The 19482-nt window shown below is 41.4% G+C and carries 16 protein-coding genes and 1 pseudogene; 12 read left to right on the top strand and 5 right to left on the bottom strand.

Translation table 11 applies throughout. The features are described 5' to 3' along the window. The 3 genes and pseudogenes from rpsG to tuf form a co-directional block, all read left to right on the top strand. Nucleotides 1-428, top strand: a pseudogene (rpsG, locus tag QNK26_RS14455) (30S ribosomal protein S7); the annotation flags it as partial. A 68-nt stretch (nucleotides 429-496) separates the two neighbouring features. Then, nucleotides 497-2590, top strand: a complete 2094-nt coding sequence (gene fusA / locus QNK26_RS14450; RefSeq protein ID WP_319224232.1) for an elongation factor G — start codon at nucleotides 497-499, stop codon at nucleotides 2588-2590. A 64-nt stretch (nucleotides 2591-2654) separates the two neighbouring features. Then, entirely contained in the window at nucleotides 2655-3839 is a 1185-nt protein-coding gene (gene tuf, locus QNK26_RS14445) for an elongation factor Tu (protein WP_319224229.1), read from the top strand. A gap of 133 nt (nucleotides 3840-3972) precedes the next feature. Here tuf and QNK26_RS14440 read toward each other — a convergent pair whose 3' ends face one another. The 5 genes from QNK26_RS14440 to hslR form a co-directional block, all read right to left on the bottom strand. After that, the gene (locus QNK26_RS14440; protein ID WP_319224226.1) at nucleotides 3973-6315 is read right to left on the bottom strand and encodes a Tex family protein; all 2343 of its coding nucleotides are present in this window, start codon (nucleotides 6313-6315) and stop codon (nucleotides 3973-3975) included. A 48-nt stretch (nucleotides 6316-6363) separates the two neighbouring features. Next, nucleotides 6364-6849, bottom strand: a complete 486-nt coding sequence (gene greB / locus QNK26_RS14435; RefSeq protein WP_319224223.1) for a transcription elongation factor GreB — start codon at nucleotides 6847-6849, stop codon at nucleotides 6364-6366. Between the two features lie 164 nt (nucleotides 6850-7013). Continuing rightward, nucleotides 7014-8645: a phosphoenolpyruvate carboxykinase (ATP) gene (gene pckA / locus QNK26_RS14430; protein WP_319224220.1), complete on the bottom strand. Its 1632-nt coding sequence runs from the start codon at nucleotides 8643-8645 to the stop codon at nucleotides 7014-7016. 173 nt (nucleotides 8646-8818) lie between these two features. Continuing rightward, nucleotides 8819-9700: an Hsp33 family molecular chaperone HslO gene (gene hslO, locus QNK26_RS14425; RefSeq protein ID WP_319224217.1), complete on the bottom strand. Its 882-nt coding sequence runs from the start codon at nucleotides 9698-9700 to the stop codon at nucleotides 8819-8821. A gap of 19 nt (nucleotides 9701-9719) precedes the next feature. Further along, nucleotides 9720-10133 carry a ribosome-associated heat shock protein Hsp15 gene (gene hslR, locus QNK26_RS14420; RefSeq protein WP_319224211.1) on the bottom strand — a complete coding sequence of 138 codons (414 nt, stop codon included), beginning with the start codon at nucleotides 10131-10133 and terminating at the stop codon, nucleotides 9720-9722. Between the two features lie 406 nt (nucleotides 10134-10539). Between hslR and gspC the strand changes: the two genes are divergently transcribed. The 9 genes from gspC to gspK all read left to right on the top strand — a co-directional run bounded on the left by gspC (nucleotide 10540) and on the right by gspK (nucleotide 19438). Next, nucleotides 10540-11412 carry a type II secretion system protein GspC gene (gene gspC, locus QNK26_RS14415; protein ID WP_319224208.1) on the top strand — a complete coding sequence of 291 codons (873 nt, stop codon included), beginning with the start codon at nucleotides 10540-10542 and terminating at the stop codon, nucleotides 11410-11412. 53 nt (nucleotides 11413-11465) lie between these two features. Beyond that, nucleotides 11466-13574, top strand: a complete 2109-nt coding sequence (gspD, locus tag QNK26_RS14410; RefSeq protein WP_319224206.1) for a type II secretion system secretin GspD — start codon at nucleotides 11466-11468, stop codon at nucleotides 13572-13574. Further along, nucleotides 13575-15074, top strand: a complete 1500-nt coding sequence (gene gspE, locus QNK26_RS14405) for a type II secretion system ATPase GspE (protein WP_319224203.1) — start codon at nucleotides 13575-13577, stop codon at nucleotides 15072-15074. Nucleotides 15075-15076: 2 nt separating this feature from the next. Further along, a complete protein-coding gene (gene gspF / locus QNK26_RS14400; protein WP_319224200.1) occupies nucleotides 15077-16297 on the top strand; it encodes a type II secretion system inner membrane protein GspF in 1221 nt (406 codons plus the stop codon). Between the two features lie 25 nt (nucleotides 16298-16322). After that, the gene (gene gspG, locus QNK26_RS14395) at nucleotides 16323-16757 is read left to right on the top strand and encodes a type II secretion system major pseudopilin GspG (RefSeq protein ID WP_319224198.1); all 435 of its coding nucleotides are present in this window, start codon (nucleotides 16323-16325) and stop codon (nucleotides 16755-16757) included. 114 nt (nucleotides 16758-16871) lie between these two features. Then, complete coding sequence (gene gspH, locus QNK26_RS14390; protein ID WP_319224195.1) at nucleotides 16872-17477, top strand: type II secretion system minor pseudopilin GspH; 606 nt, start codon at nucleotides 16872-16874, stop codon at nucleotides 17475-17477. Further along, nucleotides 17477-17866: a type II secretion system minor pseudopilin GspI gene (gene gspI / locus QNK26_RS14385; RefSeq protein ID WP_319224192.1), complete on the top strand. Its 390-nt coding sequence runs from the start codon at nucleotides 17477-17479 to the stop codon at nucleotides 17864-17866. The genes gspH and gspI overlap by 1 nt, the downstream gene beginning before the upstream one ends. After that, entirely contained in the window at nucleotides 17823-18515 is a 693-nt protein-coding gene (gene gspJ / locus QNK26_RS14380; RefSeq protein ID WP_319224189.1) for a type II secretion system minor pseudopilin GspJ, read from the top strand. Before gspI ends, gspJ begins: the two co-directional genes overlap by 44 nt. Further along, complete coding sequence (gene gspK, locus QNK26_RS14375) at nucleotides 18515-19438, top strand: type II secretion system minor pseudopilin GspK (RefSeq protein WP_319224186.1); 924 nt, start codon at nucleotides 18515-18517, stop codon at nucleotides 19436-19438. The genes gspJ and gspK overlap by 1 nt, the downstream gene beginning before the upstream one ends. Nucleotides 19439-19482 lie beyond the last annotated feature (44 nt).

The raw sequence follows: 19482 nt of genomic DNA, 5'->3' as shown, positions 1-19482 counted from the left end.
TCCAAAATTCGGATCAGAAATCCTAGCAAAATTCATCAACATCGTAATGGTAGTGTAAAAAATCTACTTCAGAAGCGATTGTATATGGTGCGCTAGAAACTATCGCTACAAAAAGCGAAGATAAAACACATTTAGAGCTTTTCGAAATCGCTCTAGACAACGTTCGTCCATCGGTTGAGGTTAAATCTCGCCGTGTTGGTGGTTCAACTTACCAAGTGCCAGTAGAAGTTCGTCCTTCTCGTCGTAATGCACTAGCTATGCGTTGGTTAGTTGAAGCAGCACGTAAACGTGGTGAAAAATCAATGGCTGCTCGTCTAGCTGGAGAGCTATTCGACGCTGCTGAAAACAAAGGTTCTGCGGTTAAGAAACGTGAAGACGTTCACCGTATGGCTGATGCGAATAAAGCTTTTGCTCACTATCGCTGGTAATTTTTTGACGCAGATTTTAAATCTGCGTCAACTACTTTCTGTCTAGGTTTCCTAGTAAGGGATTTATTGTGGCACGTACAACTCCGATCGAGCTCTACCGTAATATTGGTATTGTTGCTCACGTTGATGCGGGTAAAACTACAACTACAGAACGTGTTTTATTCTATACTGGTCTTTCACATAAGATCGGCGAAGTTCATGATGGCGCAGCCACTATGGATTGGATGGAGCAGGAGCAGGAGCGTGGTATTACCATTACTTCTGCAGCGACAACAACAATGTGGAAAGGTATGGATGCGCAATTTAAGCAGCACCGTATCAACATCATTGATACTCCGGGGCATGTTGACTTCACGATTGAAGTAGAACGTTCTCTACGAGTTCTTGATGGCGCAGTTGTCGTATTTTGTGGTGCATCAGGTGTTGAACCACAATCTGAAACGGTTTGGCGTCAAGCGGATAAATATCAAGTTCCTCGTGTAGTATTCGTTAATAAAATGGATCGCACTGGCGCTAATTTTGAAGCTGTTATCGACCAAATTCGTAATCGTCTGGGCGCTACTTGTGTTCCAATCCAGTTAAATATTGGTGCGGAAGAAGAGTTTGAAGGCGTAATTGATTTAATTAAAATGAAATCGATTAGCTGGAATGATGCAGATCAAGGTATGTCATTTAGTTATGGCGATATTCCTGCTGATTTGCTTGAGCGTGCAGAAGAATTACATGAAGAATTACTCGATGCTGCCGCCGAAGCTAACGATGAGCTGATGGATAAATACCTTGAAGAAGGTGAGTTATCTGAAGAAGAAATTAAAGCTGGTTTACGTCAACGCACGCTGAACAACGAGATCGTACTTGCGACTTGTGGTTCTGCCTTTAAAAATAAAGGTGTACAAGCGGTACTTGACGCAGTGGTTGAATTTCTTCCTAGCCCAACGGAAGTGAAAGATATCAATGGTATTGATGAAGATGAGAACGAAGTTACTTGTCCATCAGATGACGATGCACCGTTTGCAGCATTAGCCTTTAAGATCGCCACTGACCCATTTGTTGGTACGCTCACATTTATGCGAGTATATTCAGGTGTGGTTAATACTGGTGACAGCGTTTATAATTCTGTTAAGCAGAAGCGTGAACGTTTAGGTCGTATCGTGCAAATGCATGCGAATGATCGTCAAGAATTGAAAGAGATCCGTGCCGGTGATATTGCTGCTGCGATTGGTCTTAAGGATGTGACTACTGGTGACACACTTTGTGATAGTAACCATAAAGTAATCCTTGAGCGTATGGACTTTCCGGAACCGGTTATCCAAATTGCAGTAGAACCTAGAACAGTAGCCGATCAAGATAAGATGGCTATCGCGCTAAGTAAATTAGCAGCTGAAGATCCATCGTTCCGTGTTGAAACTGACGAAGAGTCAGCGCAAACACTGATATCTGGTATGGGTGAACTTCACCTGGACATTATTGTTGACCGTATGCGTCGTGAGTTTAACGTTGAATGCAACGTTGGTAAGCCTCAGGTTGCATATCGTGAATCAATTCGTGATTCAGTTAAAGCAGAAGGTAAATTCATTCGTGAATTAGGTGGGCGTGGTCAGTATGGTCATGTTCTGCTGAAACTAGAGCCGCTTGAAGCGGGTGCTGGTTTTGAATTTGTGGATGAAATCGTTGATGGTGAGGTTCCTCGTGAATTCATCCCAGCGGTAGAAAAAGGTTGTAAAGATCAGATGGACCAAGGTGTGTTAGCAGGATACCCTATAATGGATGTTCGTGTTACACTCTACGGTGGTTCATTCCACGATGTTGATTCCAATGAAATGGCATTCAAGGTCGCGGCTTCATTTGGTTGTAGACAAGGTGCATTGGATGCAAATCCTGCCTTGCTTGAACCGATGATGAAAGTAGAAATTACCACTCCAGAGGAGTGGATGGGTGATGTTGTTGGTGACGTAAGCCGTCGTCGCGGCATGATCGAAGGTATGGATGATGGCCACGCTGGTCTTAAAATTATTCATGCTAAGGTTCCTTTGTCTGAAATGTTCGGTTATGCAACCGCTCTACGTTCAGCTACTCAGGGCCGCGCTTCATACTCAATGCAATTCCTTGAGTATAATGAAGCACCAAAAAACATCGCTGACGCAATTATTCAAGCGAAATAAAGTTTAACTTTGGTAGTCTTTGTCATAAGATAGAGGCTTAACTGATAATAAGAAGGTACACGTCGTGTCTAAAGAAAAATTTGTACGTAGTAATACCCACGTAAACGTAGGTACAATTGGTCACGTTGACCATGGTAAAACAACTCTAACAGCTGCTATCACTAACGTACTTGCAAAAGTATACGGTGGTGAAGCTAAAGATTTCGCATCAATCGATAATGCGCCAGAAGAAAGAGAACGTGGTATCACGATCAATACTTCTCACGTTGAATACGATACTCCAAACCGTCACTATGCGCACGTAGATTGCCCAGGACACGCGGATTACGTTAAAAACATGATTACTGGTGCTGCTCAAATGGATGGCGCAATCTTAGTTGTTGCTTCTACAGACGGCCCAATGCCACAAACTCGTGAGCACATCCTGCTTTCACGTCAAGTTGGTGTTCCGTTCATCATCGTGTTCATGAACAAATGTGACATGGTAGACGACGAAGAACTACTTGAACTAGTAGAAATGGAAGTTCGTGAACTTCTTTCTGAATATGACTTCCCAGGTGATGACCTACCAGTTATCCAGGGTTCTGCTCTTAAAGCGCTTGAAGGCGAGAAAGAGTGGGAAGACAAGATCATTGAACTAGCTGAAGCGCTAGATACATATATCCCTGATCCAGAACGTGCTATCGATATGCCTTTCATTATGCCTATCGAAGACGTATTCTCAATCTCTGGCCGTGGTACTGTTGTAACTGGTCGTGTTGAGCAAGGTATCGTTAACGTTGGTGATTCAGTAGAAATCGTTGGTATCCGTGATACTCAAACGACTACTTGTACTGGTGTTGAAATGTTCCGTAAACTGCTTGACGAAGGTCGTGCTGGTGAGAACATTGGTGCACTTCTACGTGGTACTAAACGTGAAGATGTTGAACGTGGTCAAGTACTAGCTAAGCCTGGTTCAATCACTCCACATACTAAGTTTGAATCTGAAGTATACGTACTTTCAAAAGAAGAGGGTGGTCGTCACACTCCTTTCTTTAAAGGTTACCGTCCACAGTTCTACTTCCGTACAACTGACATCACTGGTGCTGTAGAGCTTCCAGAAGGTGTTGAAATGGTTATGCCTGGTGACAACCTTAAGTTTGTTGTTGAGCTAATCAACCCAATCGCGATGGAAGAAGGTCTACGCTTCGCTATCCGTGAAGGTGGCCGTACTGTTGGTGCTGGTGTTGTTTCTAAAGTAATCGCTTAATTTCGATTAGTTTAAACAATGTATAGAAAGGTCGCTTCGGCGGCCTTTTTTTTCGTCTGTATTTTATGCATTAAAGTTAAATAGATGACGAACAAAGTCCGTCACCACTTATTTATTTTTCACGTTTTACTTATTAACATTTCTTAGCATTCGCAAAAGCGTCAGCAAACGCACTGTTATTAAAGTCTGAACTTCTTTCTTGTATTTTTTTCTGTCTGTTAACTTGTGCTTGATTCACTGGTTTATGACTGCTCTCATGAATGGCCTTATTGTTTTTCGAGGCATGATTACTGGTTACCGATACTTCATCATTTAATCGCATAGTCAATGCAATACGCTTCCTAGCAACATCCACTTCTGTAACTTTTACTCTTACTATTTGACCTGCTTTAACTACTGCATTTGGGTCTTTAACAAACCCTTCAGCTAACGCAGATATATGCACAAGTCCATCTTGATGAACACCAATATCAACAAACGCACCGAAGTTTGTGACATTGCTCACTACGCCTTCAAGTATCATCTCAACTTTGAGATCTGTGATCTTTTCTACGCCGTCTTTGAATGTTGCTGTTTTAAATTCTGGACGTGGATCGCGGCCGGGTTTATCAAGTTCAGCAATAATGTCGGTCACCGTAGGTAAACCAAACTGTGCATTCGTGTAGTCATTTGGATTTAATGCATGAAGTAGTGTTTTATTACCAATTAACGCTTCAACTTTATAACCTGTGCTTACTGTTATCTGCTTTACTACAGAGTATGACTCTGGATGTACGCCTGAAGCATCTAAAGCTTCCTTACCATTATTGATACGTAAGAAACCTGCGCATTGCTCAAAAGCTTTAGGGCCCAATCTAGCGACTTTTTTTAATTCACTACGTTTATTGAAAGCGCCGTTTTCATCTCGATATTTAACAATGTTATTGGCGATGGTTGTATTGAGTCCTGCAACACGGGAAAGTAGAGGTGCTGAAGCCATGTTTAAATCAACACCGACTTTATTCACACAATCTTCTATCACGGTATCGAGTTGTTTTGCTAACAAAGTTTGGTTTACGTCATGTTGATATTGACCGACACCAATCGCTTTGGGGTCTATCTTAACGAGTTCCGCAAGTGGATCTTGTAAGCGACGTGCAATTGATACCGCACCACGAATAGATACATCCAGTTGTGGAAATTCATTAGCAGCCAGTTCTGATGCTGAGTACACAGATGCGCCGGCTTCGCTAACCATTATTTTTTGTAATTTAAGTTCTGGTTTAGCTTTGATTAATTCCGCAACCAGCTTGTCTGTTTCTCGTGATGCAGTTCCATTACCGATGCTAATGAGCTCGACGTTATAACGCTTACATAACGTTGCTAATGTCGATAATGATTGCTGCCATTGTTGTTGTGGTACGTGTGGATAAATCGTGGTGTGATCAAGTAATTTACCTGTTGCATCGACCACGGCAATTTTAGAGCCTGTGCGTAAACCGGGATCTAAACCTAAAGTAACTTTTGGACCAGCCGGTGATGCCATGAGTAATGCTGTTAGGTTGGCCGCAAACACTTTAATGGCTTCAACTTCTGCGGACTCTTTCAGCTTACCGATTAATTCGGTTTCTAATTGGCTAAGCAGCTTTTGTTTCCAACTGCTGTGGACTACAGATTTTAACCATTCATCAGCAGGTTTATGGTGATAATTAATCCCGAGGTGCTTAGCGATAATCACTTCGCAATAACTAGTTGCGTTTTTTTCTGTAAATTCTGGGTCTGCATTTAAGCCAATTTGTAATTCGCCTTCATTTTTACCACGCAGCATGGCTAACATTCGGTGTGATGGTACTTTGCTTATTCTTTCACTATGAGTAAAGTAATCTTTGAATTTACTGTCTTCCTTTGCCGTTTTTTTGTTCTCTTTTGATTCTAGAGTGGCGTGTGCGAGTAGCTGCTGACGTACTTTGGCAATTAATTCTGCATCAACACTGGCTTTTTCCATCAAAATAAATTTAGCGCCTTCTAATACTTGCTCTGGCGCGGAGAAACTACTCTCTGAAGTAGTAAATTGTTTCGCAAGTTGTAAAGGTTGCTGCTGTGGATTTGAAATTAGAGATTCGGCTAATGGCGATAACCCTGCTTCAATGGCAATTTGCCCTTTAGTACGGCGTTTAGTTTTAAAAGGGAGGTAGAGGTCTTCTAAACGAGTTTTAGTATCAGCTGCATTGATTGCTGCGTTTAGCTGTGGCGTTAACTTATCCTGTTCACTGATGCTTTTTAAAATAGCATCACGACGAGTCTCTAGCTCACGAAGGTAAGTAAGGCGCTGTTCTAATGTTCTTAATTGACCATCATCTAAGCCTTCTGTGACTTCCTTTCGGTAGCGGGCGATAAAGGGCACGGTAGAACCTTCATCAAGTAGGGTAATTGCAGCGTTAACTTGGCGGACATGTGCATTGATCTCTTGCGCGATGAGAGTAGCTAATTTAGACACGTTGGATCCTTAAAATGAATACATTTGTTATGACATTAATACGGATGATTACTCTGCAAATGGAAAGTATTGGATCTTGTTGATGTACCAGAGCTTTTTACCTGCTGGGGTATGCACTTCAGCTTCATCATCCACTTGCTTACCAATAAGTGCTTTTGCCATCGGGGAGTCAACGGTAACAAAGTTACGTTGTGGATCTAATTCGTCACGACCAACAATACGACACTGGATCACGCTACCGTCATCATCTTCTAATTCAACATAAGCACCGAAATACACTGTGCCATCTTGCTGCGGACGGTAATCCACGATCTCTAATACTTCGAGACGTTTAACTAAAAAGCGGATCTCACGGTCGATGCTACGCAGTAGATGCTTATTCTCTTTGTAGTCTGCATTCTCACTGCGATCACCTAGAGAGGCTGCCCAAGACACAACTTTTGTGACTCTCGGTCTTTCTTGTTTCCAGAGAAATTTAAGACGTTTGTCTAACGTTTCCCAGCCAGCTCGGGTGATTAAGTTTGATATAGCCAATGCTATGACCTCCTTAAATTATAATGAGGTGAAATTATAACAATAGCACAGCGCAATAGCTCATTTTCGTTATCGCAGATATAAAAAATGCCAGGTCGATAACTCGATACTGGCATTAATTTGGCGATTTAAATCGACATTAAATGTCTATCTAAATATAAACCTTAAAGTTGAGGACCTGCAGCAAGTAGTGCTTTGCCTTCGTCGTTATCAGTGAACTTCTCGAAGTTGTTCACAAAACGTTTAGCTAGGTCAACCGCTTTTTCTTCCCATACATTTGCATCTTCATATGTATCACGTGGGTCAAGAATATTAGTGTCACAACCTGGTAGTGTTGTTGGTACTTCTAGATTGAAATAAGGGATTGTTTTGCTTTCTGCTTTCTCAATTGAGCCATCAAGGATTGCATCGATGATTGCGCGGGTATCTTTAATTGAAATACGTTTACCTGTGCCATTCCAACCTGTGTTAACCAAGTAAGCTTGTGCACCAGATGCTTCCATACGTTTAACCAGTTCTTGGCCGTATTTGGTTGGGTGAAGCGATAGGAACGCCGCCCCGAAACATGCTGAGAATGTCGGCGTCGGTTCTGTGATACCACGTTCAGTACCGGCTAATTTAGCCGTAAAGCCTGATAGAAAGTGATATTTAGTTTGTTCTGGCGTTAATTTAGATACCGGTGGTAAAACACCAAATGCATCCGCACTTAAGAAAATAACTTTATTCGCGTGACCGCCTTTTGAGATCGGTTTAACGATATTTTCAATGTGCTCGATAGGGTAAGACACTCGGGTGTTTTCTGTTTTTGAACCATCGTCATAATCAACCACGCCACCGTCAAGCACGGTTACGTTTTCAAGCAGTGCGTCACGACAGATCGCACCGAATATTTCAGGTTCAGCTTCTGCACTAAGTTTAATTGTTTTTGCGTAACAGCCGCCTTCAAAGTTGAATACACCGTCATCATCCCAACCGTGTTCATCATCACCAATTAATTGGCGTTTTGGATCGGTTGATAATGTGGTTTTACCTGTGCCAGATAACCCAAAGAAGATGGCCGTTTCACCTTCAGTACTGACGTTTGCTGAGCAATGCATTGATGCGATGCCTTGCAGCGGCAGTAGGTAGTTCATATAAGAGAACATACCTTTTTTCATTTCGCCGCCGTACCAAGTACCACCGATAAGTTGAATTTTCTCTGTTAGATTAAAAGCAACAAAGTTTTCAGAATTTAAGCCGTGTGTTTCCCAATCCGGGTTTGTGCATTTAGCACCGTTCATTACTACGAAATCAGGTTCGTAAGTTGCTAACTCTGCTTCGCTAGGACGGATAAACATGTTCTTAACGAAATGAGCCTGCCATGCAACTTCGGTAATAAAACGCACTTTCAGGCGGGTATTGGCATTAGCGCCACAGTAAGTATCAACCACGAATAAGCGTTTGGTTGATAGTTGTTGTGTTACTAGTGTTTTAAGATCACGCCATACGTCTTGAGTAATAGCTTTGTTATCATTTTTACCTTGATCTGACCACCATACGGTATCGCGCGTCGTATCGTCGCAAACAATGTACTTATCCTTTGGTGAGCGACCTGTGAAGATACCAGTATCAACAGCAACTGCACCAGATTCAGTAACGGTACCTTTTTCGTAGCCTTCTAGACCTGCTTTTGTTTCTTCTTTAAAAAGCAGTTCGTAAGAAGGGTTATATATTATTTCTTCAACATCCTTGATGCCATATACCGATAGATCGACATTGGCGCCAATAACTGTATTTTTATTTTTTACGTCTGTCATTGGTATCTCCTGGGGGTACAGAGTTTAATTTATTGTTTCAGATTAAATTAAGTTGGGTTATAAATTAAATTTAATGGGTGCACTAACGGCACCCTTACTATTAAATTGCTATTTAATGGATGATGTATTTGGTGTATTTGGTGTATTTTATACACTCTTATTTACATACATGCTTAATGTACAGGGTTGCCTATTTGTGGCGTATGTATGTCTTCTACATCTCCTGCATTAAAAGAATAAAGTGAGCCGCAATAATCACAGTGCATCTCTATTTGTCCTTTTTCAGCAATAATATCAAGCAGCTCTTCTTTTGCTACGTTAAGTAATGCTGCTGAGCTACGTTCATGTGAACAACCACATTTAAATGATACTGGCTGTGGATCGAATAAACGTACTTTTTCTTGATGATAAAGTCGCACTAACACATCTTCAGCATCAAGATTAAATAATTCATCATCTTTAATTGTTTCTGTTAATGCCGCTAAGTGTTCAAAATCGTCGTGAGAACTTTTTTTATCATCTGATGCCGGTAATTTTTGGATCATCATGCCGGCCGCTTGTTTTCTATAACCAACTTTACCTGTGCGGAACCACAGACGGGTTGTTAATTGTTCAGACTGTTCAAAATATTGTTCTAAACATGATTGTAAAGTATCTTCACCGAGATCAACGATACCTTGGTAACGTTCGCCTTTATCCGGTGAGATAGTGATAACCATGACACCTTTACCAATCAATTCTTTGACATTGTTGGTGTCTGGCACTGGGCCATTCCAGCGAGCTACGCCACGCAACTCTAAGTCTTCATTACCATTAATAACAGCAAGTGTTATTGGACCGTCACCTTGTAACTGGACTGTAATAGAGCCTTTAAATTTCAATGTCGCTGTTAATAGGCTGGTTGCAACCTGCAATTCACCAAGTAGGCGTTGAACGGGCCTTGGATAGTTTAGGTTTTCTAAAATATCTATAAAGCTTTGTTCAAGTTGTACAATTTCACCGCGAACTTGATGATCTTCAAATAGGTAACGGTGTAATAAATCTTTCTGGCTCATAATATTCTCGATGTTAAAGTTAATGATTTTTTATCCGCAATAAATCTCGACGTTGTTTTTTGTCGGGACGTTTATCGGGGCGAGGGCTATACAATGTATTCAGTTTACGCGCGACATCATTTTGTGCACGTTTTTCAACACTAGTAGGTGTTTCTTCATACAAAGTTGCCGCTTCTGGTGCCCCTCTCCTTTGTGCGGAAAGCTGCTTTACGATCACTTCCTTTTCATCAAAGCCTTGTTTTATTTTTATTGTTGCACCCAACTCAACGGTTTTACTGGGTTTTGTGCGTTGATCATTGTAGCGGATCTTGCCACTTTGGATCATTTCTCTGGCAATGGCGCGGGTTTTATAAAACCGTGCTGCCCATAACCATTTATCGAACCGCACATTACTATCTGGTTTGGTATCTTTTGACATAATAAATGCAACCATATTCCAAACTAACGTTCTAATCGACTTGATTATAACAGATAAACAAAGCAGTAAGAGAGTCTTTTATTGATGTGTAATACACATTTGGTTAACCAAATTGTCTAGTATATTTCACATTTCTTTCATCTCAGTTTCATTTGTAAGTGTTGACATATCAGTGTGGCGAATAATCAGAATTCATATATCCTTGAATGACAGCCTAAGATTTAGTGCGAAAAATAATTAAAGTATTAAGTCATTGTTATTATTCGACTGATTTTGTTACTTTTGTGATATGTAGGCTTGTGTCGATAACGTGAGAGGGCTAGTATTGTTCGGTTAAATTTATGACTTTTATTGGGTTAATCTCAGGCGTTACTAAACGTACTTTATTTTGAAAATAATGCTGTATTAGGGTAATACAAAAATGGACAATTTAGATGCTCTTAAGCAGCTTTTAGTTAAATTACCACAAAAACAAATCGCGACTGGATGTTGTTATTTGTTCTTGGCTGTATTTTGTTATCAATCAGCATTGTTAACTTGGCAACTATGGCCGACATCATCAAATTCTGCAACATCGTGGCAACCAATATTAAGCGGCGGTAGTGATCAAGTCAAAAGTTATGAATTAAATACGCTCCGCAATTTAAATTTGTTTGGTAAACAGCAAACAGCAGGTTCTGCACCTGCTGTGGTACAAAACATTGATGCACCAAAAACGCGTTTACGTTTAACGCTAGTGGGTCTGGTCGCCAGCAGTGAGCCAAGCCTTGCGTTAGCCATTATTGAATATAATGGTAAACAAGAAACGTATGCGATTGATGAGCAAATTAGTTCAACTAACGCGATATTAAAGCAAGTGCTGACAGATCGTATTATCATTGAATATCAAATGAATTTAGAAACTTTGATGTTAGATGGTGAAGAGTTCTCGCGTGAAACCAGTCCGCGGTCATCTAACGAGCCTCGGGTAGAAAATACACCGGCAGGCCTGTCTAATCTACGTAAAGATTTATTGGAAAACCCAGCCTCGATTACTGATTATGTACGTATTTCTCCAGTTAGAAAAAACGGAGAATTAGCGGGATATCGGGTTAACCCAGGTAAAAATCGTGAATTATTTAAAGAAGTTGGTTTAAAGCCAAATGATCTCGCCGTATCGTTAAACGGATTTGATTTAACCGATACTCGACAAGCAATGGAAGTTGCCAAACAATTGAAAGATTTGACGGATATGTCACTTACTGTTGAGCGTGATGGACAACTACACAGTATTTATTTAAGTGTGCCAGAGTAGTCGTTTAAGCGACACACATAGTAGGTCGTAAAGTTAGGTAGCTAAGGATAAAGATGAACCTTAATAACATTGGAAAAAAATTTACAAGCTTAGCCTCAGGGATATTGCTGAGTTTGAGTGGTGTGGCCGTGGCTGCTGACTATTCTGCGAGTTTTAAAGGTACCGATATTAATGAGTTTATTAATGTTGTCGGTAAAAACTTAAATAAAACAGTGATCATAGATCCGAGTGTGCGTGGCAAGGTGAATGTACGCAGTTACGATCTGCTTAATGAAGAGCAGTATTATCAGTTTTTTCTTAATGTATTAGATGTATATGGTTATGCGGTTGTGAAGATGGACAACGGCGTACTTAAAGTAATTAAAAGCAAAGTAGCAAAAACATCAAGTATTCCAGTTGTGGATGATAAAAATCCGGGTGAAGGTGATGAGATGGTCACGCGCGTGGTGCCTGTGCGTAATGTATCTGTGCGAGAACTTTCGCCTTTATTACGTCAATTAAATGATAATGCTGGCGGCGGTAACGTTGTGCATTATGAGCCATCGAATGTATTGATGTTGACAGGCCGTGCCGCCGTCGTTAATCGTTTAGTTGAAATTGTGCGCCGTGTTGATAAAGCGGGCGATCAAGAAGTCGACATTATTCATCTGAAGTACGCATCGGCAAGTGAAATGGTGCGTATTATCGATAGTCTTACTAAAGGCGATGGTAAATCAAAAATACCAAGTATTTTACAACCTAAAATTGTTGCCGATGATCGAACTAATGCGGTTGTTATTAGTGGCGATCCTAAAGCCCGTCAGCGAGTTGCAACCTTAATTCAGCAGCTTGATAGTGAATTAGAAAGCACGGGTAATACCCGTGTTATTTACTTAAAGTACGCCAATGCGAAAGAAGTGGCTGAAGTTCTTAAGGGGGTCAGTAGTTCTATTGACGGCGGAACGTCGAGCTCTTCAAGTTCAAAGTCAAAATCGAGTTCATCAAAATCAAACCTCAGTATCGAGCCGCATGAAGATACTAATGCCTTGGTGATCACTGCGCAACCGGATGTGATGCGTACGCTAGAACAAGTGATCAACCAACTTGATATTCGTCGTGCCCAAGTATTAGTTGAAGCTATTATTGTTGAATTATCAGAAGGTGACGGTGTTAACTTTGGTATTCAGTGGGTGACTGAATCAGGTGGTACGCAATTTAATAATGGTACTCAAGTGCCTGTCACCGCGATTGGTGCCGGTATTTATGATGCTCAAGATAAGACGACGACAACAACTGGTACTGATGCTCAAGGTAATCCAACAAGTACTACATCTACAACGACTGGTGATATCTCGACACTTGCCTCGGCATTAAGTGGTATTAATGGTCTGGCGGCTGGTATCATGAATAGCTCCGGTAGTTTTGGCGCGATTATTCAAGCGGCGGCGAATGATTCAAATTCAAATATTCTTGCTACGCCAAGTATTATGACGCTGGATAACCAAGAAGCGTCATTTATCGTGGGTGAAGAAGTGCCTGTTATCACGGGGTCATCTGCAAGTTCGGGTAACGATAACCCATTCCAGACCGTTGAACGTCAGGAAGTGGGGATTAAATTAAAAGTCACACCACAAATCAATGAAGGTGATGCGGTTCAGTTAACCATTGAGCAAGAAGTATCCCAAGTATTAGGCTCAACTTCTGTGGATGTCACGTTTGCCAAACGTCAGGTGAACACGACGATCTTGGCTGACAGCGGGCAAACGATTGTGATTGGTGGGTTACTTGATGAGCAAGTCACTGAGAGCGTGTCTAAGGTACCGTGGTTAGGTGATATCCCTTGGGTTGGTAACTTATTCAAATCAACTTCATCAAGTACCAAGAAACGTAATTTGATGGTATTCATCAAGCCGACTATTATTCGTGATAATGCCTCGATTCGTGGCGTCAGTAATCGAAAATATAGCTTAATGCGTGCGTACCAATTAATGCAGCAAGAAGACGGTGTCGCATTAATGCCGTATACCGATGTACCTGTATTACCTAAATTCAATCAAGAACGTGTCATTTCACCAGCGTTACGTAAATATCTTGACGAACAGAATGATGAAACGGTTGAGTTTGATATGACGACTAAACCGGATTCGACAGAAACTGAACCGTCGAAAAATGAGGCTGAGTAAATGAGTACTCAGGACTATGACGAGGTCAGTGAAGGCGAACGCTTTCCTTTTTCGTTTGCCAAAAAATTTGGTGTGGTATTAAGTGAAATTGATGATGCTTGGGTGCTATATCATAAAGCCGATGTTTCTCCTGCGACGGTATTGGAAGTGCGTCGTAATCTTGGTCAAGCCTTTCAGTTGGTATTATTAGATGATGAAGCATTTGAGCTAAAGCTTACGCAAGTGTTCCAGCGTGATTCATCAGAAGCTCGGCAGTTAATGCAAGATATTGGTAATGAAGTTGATTTTTTTACCTTGGCCGAAGAACTACCCACAGAAGAAGATTTGCTAGAGTCGGATGATGACGCGCCGATCATTAAGTTGATTAATGCCATGCTCAGTGAAGCGATTAAAGAAGGTGCATCAGATATTCATGTGGAGACATTTGAACGGGCTCTGGTCATTCGTTTCCGTATTGATGGCGTATTAAGAGAGATCTTAAAGCCGAATCGTCAGTTAGCCTCATTGTTAATATCGCGTATTAAAGTGATGTCAAAAATGGATATCGCGGAAAAACGTATTCCCCAAGATGGTCGTATTTCACTGCGTATTGGTGGTCGTGGTGTTGACGTGCGTGTATCGACCTTACCGTCGAGTTTTGGTGAACGTGTCGTAATGCGTTTGCTGGATAAAAATAATGCCAAATTAGAATTAGTGCACTTAGGGATGACGTTAGATAATCGTAATAAGATGTCTGAACTTATTCATAAACCACACGGTATTATCCTTGTGACTGGCCCGACCGGTTCAGGTAAAAGTACCACGCTATATGCCGCGTTATCGGATATTAACAGTAAAGACCGTAATATTTTAACGGTTGAAGATCCGGTTGAGTATCAACTCGATGGTATTGGTCAAACGCAAGTTAATCCCAAAGTAGATATGACTTTTTCACGTGGTTTACGTGCCATCTTACGTCAAGATCCCGATGTGGTGATGATTGGTGAAGTTCGTGACTTAGAAACGGCGCAAATCGCTGTTCAAGCCAGTCTAACTGGTCACTTAGTGCTATCGACCTTACATACCAATACGGCGGTGGGTGCAGTCACCCGTTTACGTGACATGGGTTTGGAGCCTTTCTTATTATCTTCAAGTGTATTGGGTGTGCTGGCGCAACGTCTAGTGCGAACACTTTGCGCAGATTGCCGAGAAAGTGCAGCTCCGACTGAGCGTGAACTTGAACAATTAGCATCGAATCGAGTGGCTGATGTGCGTATTATTTATCATGCGAAAGGTTGTGAAAAGTGCAACCACACTGGTTATCGAGGTCGGACAGGTATCCACGAGTTATTAATTGTGGATGAAGATGTGCGAGATATGATCCACAGCGGCGCGGGCGAGCAGATTGTCGAGCGCCATATACGTCCTTTCACGCCAAGTATCCGTCAAGATGGTATCGCTAAAGTACTTGCGGGTGTCACCACCCTAGAAGAAGTACTTCGTGTGACAAGAGAGGGATAATCATGCCAGCATTTTCTTATTTAGCGATGGATACAAAAGGCAAAAAGAAAAAGGGTGTCTTAGAAGCTGATGGACCAAAACAAGCGCGTAATTTATTACGTGAAAAAGGCTTAACGCCACTTGAAGTGGAAATGTCTGCAGCGGCTGAAAATCGCAAAGCCTCAGGTGGTTTTAGCTTTAAACGTGGTATTAGTACCGCAGATATGGCGCTATTAACGCGCCAACTATCGACATTGATTGCCGCATCGTTACCACTCGAAGAATCATTAAAAGCGGTTGCAGAGCAAAGTGAATTACCACGTATTCAGAATATGATCTTAGCGGTACGTAGTCGGGTTGTTGAAGGGCATACTTTAGCAGAAAGCTTCGCTGAATTCCCCCATGCCTTTGATGATTTATATTGCGCCATGGTTGCATCTGGTGAAAAATCAGGGCATTTGGATAAAGTACTTAATCGCTTAGCAGACTATACAGAGCAACGTCAAAAAATGACAAGTCAACTGACACAGGCGATGATCTATCCGGTCATGTTAACGCTGGTGGCTATTGGTGTGGTGTCATTATTGTTAACCAGTGTGGTACCTAAAGTGGTTGGCCAGTTTGAGCACATGGGGCAAGAGTTACCGCAGATCACCCAGATACTGATCGGGCTTTCCGATTTTGTCAGTAATTATGGTTTGTATGTTGTCGCGATGATTGTATTGGCGATTATAGTGATGAAACGGTTACTGTTAAAGCCCGCGAACCGATTATCCTTTGATGAACGATTATTGAAATTTCCTGTCATTGGTAAGGTGAGTCGTGGCATTAATACTGCACGTTTTGCACGTACGTTAAGTATTTTAAATGCCAGTGCGGTGCCATTACTGGAAAGTATGGCCATTGCAGGGCAAGTATTAACGAATATGCATGCGCGTCGATTGGTTGAGGTCGCGACTAGTCGCGTTCGAGAAGGCACGAGCTTAAGAGCTGCATTAACGGAAACCAAACTATTTCCGCCAATGATGTTACATATGGTCGCCAGTGGTGAGCAAAGCGGCGAACTTGGTCCGATGTTAGAGCGTGCCGCGGATAACCAAGACGCGCAATTTGAATCGCAAGTGACTATCGCGCTAGGCATTTTTCAGCCCTTGCTGGTGGTGAGTATGTCGTTTGTTGTATTATTTATTGTGATGGCAATTCTTCAACCGATTTTGTCTTTAAACCAGATGGTTGCAGGTTAGATTTTTATTTTAAGTAGAGGATGTTATGAATAACAAAAAACGCAATGTAGCAGGTTTTACCCTGTTAGAGATCATGGTTGTTATTGTGATCTTAGGTGTACTTGCATCAATGGTTATCCCTAATTTATTAGGTAATAAAGAAAAAGCTGACCGTCAAAAAGTAGTATCAGATATTGTTGCACTAGAAAATGCGATGGATATGTACAAACTGGATAACAGCCGCTACCCAACCACTGAGCAGGGTTTAGAAGCATTAGTTGAAATGCCAGATGTGGATCCTGAGCCAAGAGATTACCGCTCTGGAGGTTACATTAAACGCTTACCGCAAGACCCTTGGGGTAATGACTACCTGTTAGTAAGCCCTGGCGAAAATGGCCAAGTTGATATTTATTCTATCGGTTTAGATGCTGAAGAAGGTTCTGATGATGATATCGGTAACTGGAATATGCATGAGAGATAATTAATTATTGATGAAGGCACAGCGTCATTGCTGTGCCTTTTTATCTACCTTGAACATGTCTGGTGTTAGCCCCTATTTTTCTCTACACATACCACTAGTAAGCAAAGGAATATAATGCAAGATCGTACTCATCAAGAAGCTGGCTTTACACTATTAGAAATAATGTTAGTTATATTCTTAATGGGCATGATGGTGACGGGAGTGGTCATGACAATGAACACCGCAGGTCCCGATAGGCAACTCAAAAAAGAAGCTGCACGTTTTATCGGAGTGCTGGAGCTTGCTGAAGACGAAGCGTTACTGAGTAGTACTGAGATGGGTCTGGTGATTGCAGAACAGGAATATCAGTTTGTTTATTTAGATGATAACGACAAATGGACAGCGTTTACTGATTCTAAGTTATTTGCTAAAAAAGCACTAAATGAAGAAATGCTTATTTCACTTGAACTTGCAGGGTTAAAAACCCAAGGCAGCTTGTTAGGTGATCGAAAACTGTTTGCTGACGATGATGGTTTGTTTGAGGATAAAGGTGGATTATTTGAAGGGGATGAAAAATCTGTGCGCATTGAACCGGATATCTTTATTTATTCCAGCGGTGAGATCACTGACTTTACGTTAACCTTTACCTATATGGATGCGGATCTGGGGGATAGCAGTATTAAAGTACAATTTGATGAGTATGGTGACCTTATGATTAGTTCTGCTGCGGATGGTCTTTAATGCAAGGTGTATCATTAAAAAAGCGATTATATAAACAAGCTGGTATGACGTTATTAGAAGTCATGGTCGCGATGTCAGTGTTCGCCACTGCTGGTCTTGCAGTAATGAAAGTGGCGACAGAGAATCTAAGTAGCTTAGCCTATCTGGAAGAAAAGACATTTGCCAATTGGGTTGCGTCTAATACGTTAACAGAATTAAAACTCGCCAAGACCATGCCTGGAAAATCATGGCGTAAAGGTGAGTCTGAATTAGCTGGGCGGACTTGGTATTGGCGTTATAAAGCAGAAGCGACAGACAGCAGTGACTTTGTTGGTGTAACAGTCGAAGTTGCGACAGACAAAAAATATGAATCAACCGTTAGCCACTTACTTACCTATGTGGTGCGCTAAGATGATACCACCACATAATAACAACCAACGTGGCTTTACACTTATTGAGATGATGATTGCTATCGCAATCTTTGCATTGCTCAGCTTAGGCGCTTATCAAGTATTGCAAGGCGTATTACGCAGTGATGAGATCTCAACAGAGCGGGGTAATGCGCTGAAACAATTACAACGCGCAATGGTCATGGTTGAACGTGATTTTCAACAAATGAATGCGCGTAATAATCGCAGTGATGATGAACTGACCGCAATGCCATTACAGACCGGTAAATTTATGTTTGACAGTGATGAGGATGGTATTGCCTTTACACGCAGTGGCTGGCGTAATCCATTATCACAACTACCACGCTCTTCATTACAACGGGTTATCTATCGGGTTAAAGATGCGCATCTAGAGCGCTTAAGCTATATCTATTTAGATCCGATTACTGGCGAAGAACCGAAGAAAAAATTAATCTTAGAAAATGTCGAAGCAATGACGTTTGAGTTTTATCATGAGAATAAATGGACAGAAACGTGGACCGATAAAACCGCATTACCTGATAGCGTAAAAGTAATTCTGACATTAAAGCGTTTTGGTGAAATTGAGCGTTTATTCTTATTACCAAAAGCGACAGTCGATAGCGATAATAGCAATGAAGGAGGGAGCTAATGAGGAATATTTCTAAGCAACGTGGTATTGCCTTGCTGACCGTATTGCTTATTCTTGCTGTCATGGTGATTATTGCCAGTAATATGTCATCACGCTTGCAGCTGGAGTTACGTCGTACCAGTAATCTGATGACGCATCAACAAGCGTTATGGTATGCCTATGGTGCCGAAGCCTTGGTTGAAAAAGGCTTAAAACAAGCATTAAAAGATGATGACACGATCAACTTAGATCAATACTGGGCAACTGAGGGGATGGTGTATCCGGTTGACAATGGTCAGATCGGCGGCCGAGTCTTGGATATGCAAGCCTGTTTTAATGTCAACGCGGTGACCGGTGAAGACAAAGAAGGTCAAGCACCGTTAGCGGTTCGTCAATTTCGCAATCTATTAGAACAACTTGAGTTCGATGCCTATGAAGCTGAGCAATTGAGTGATGCATTACGTGATTGGATTGACGGTGATAACAATGTTGTGTCGAGCTATGGTGTTGAAGACGCTTATTATGAATCGCTTGATTATCCCTATCAAGCGGGTAATCAACGGTTATTAAATGTGAGTGAATTAAGAGCCATCAAAGGTTTTAACCAAGGGGTTTACCGTAAGGTTCGTCCTTACCTTTGTGCCTTACCGACGGCGACATTAAAGATTAATGTGAATACCATTGCTCTCGATAAACCAGCGATATTAGCAGGCATGTTTTCAGGTAAGTTGTCGTTAGATCTTGCTAACACTATTTTGGAACAACGACCAACAAGTGGGTGGTCAACTATCGCTGATTTCTTGTCATTAGCCAGCTTAAAAGATATTGAAATGAGTGCCGAAGAGAAAAGTAGCTTTGATGTTAAAAGTAGTTATTTTGTTGCACTATTAAAGGCTGAGTTCGCCAGTGCTAAGATGAAGTTAGAGTCGGTTTTTAAATCTTAAAGAAAAGATATTGTTTTTGTTATTAGTCGACAAAAAGTAGGTGA

Origin of the sequence: Moritella sp., from assembly GCF_033791185.1 — a bacterium.
In the GTDB taxonomy this organism is placed as follows: Bacteria; Pseudomonadota; Gammaproteobacteria; order Enterobacterales; family Moritellaceae; genus Moritella.
This window is presented reverse-complemented; position numbering and strand designations above follow the sequence as displayed.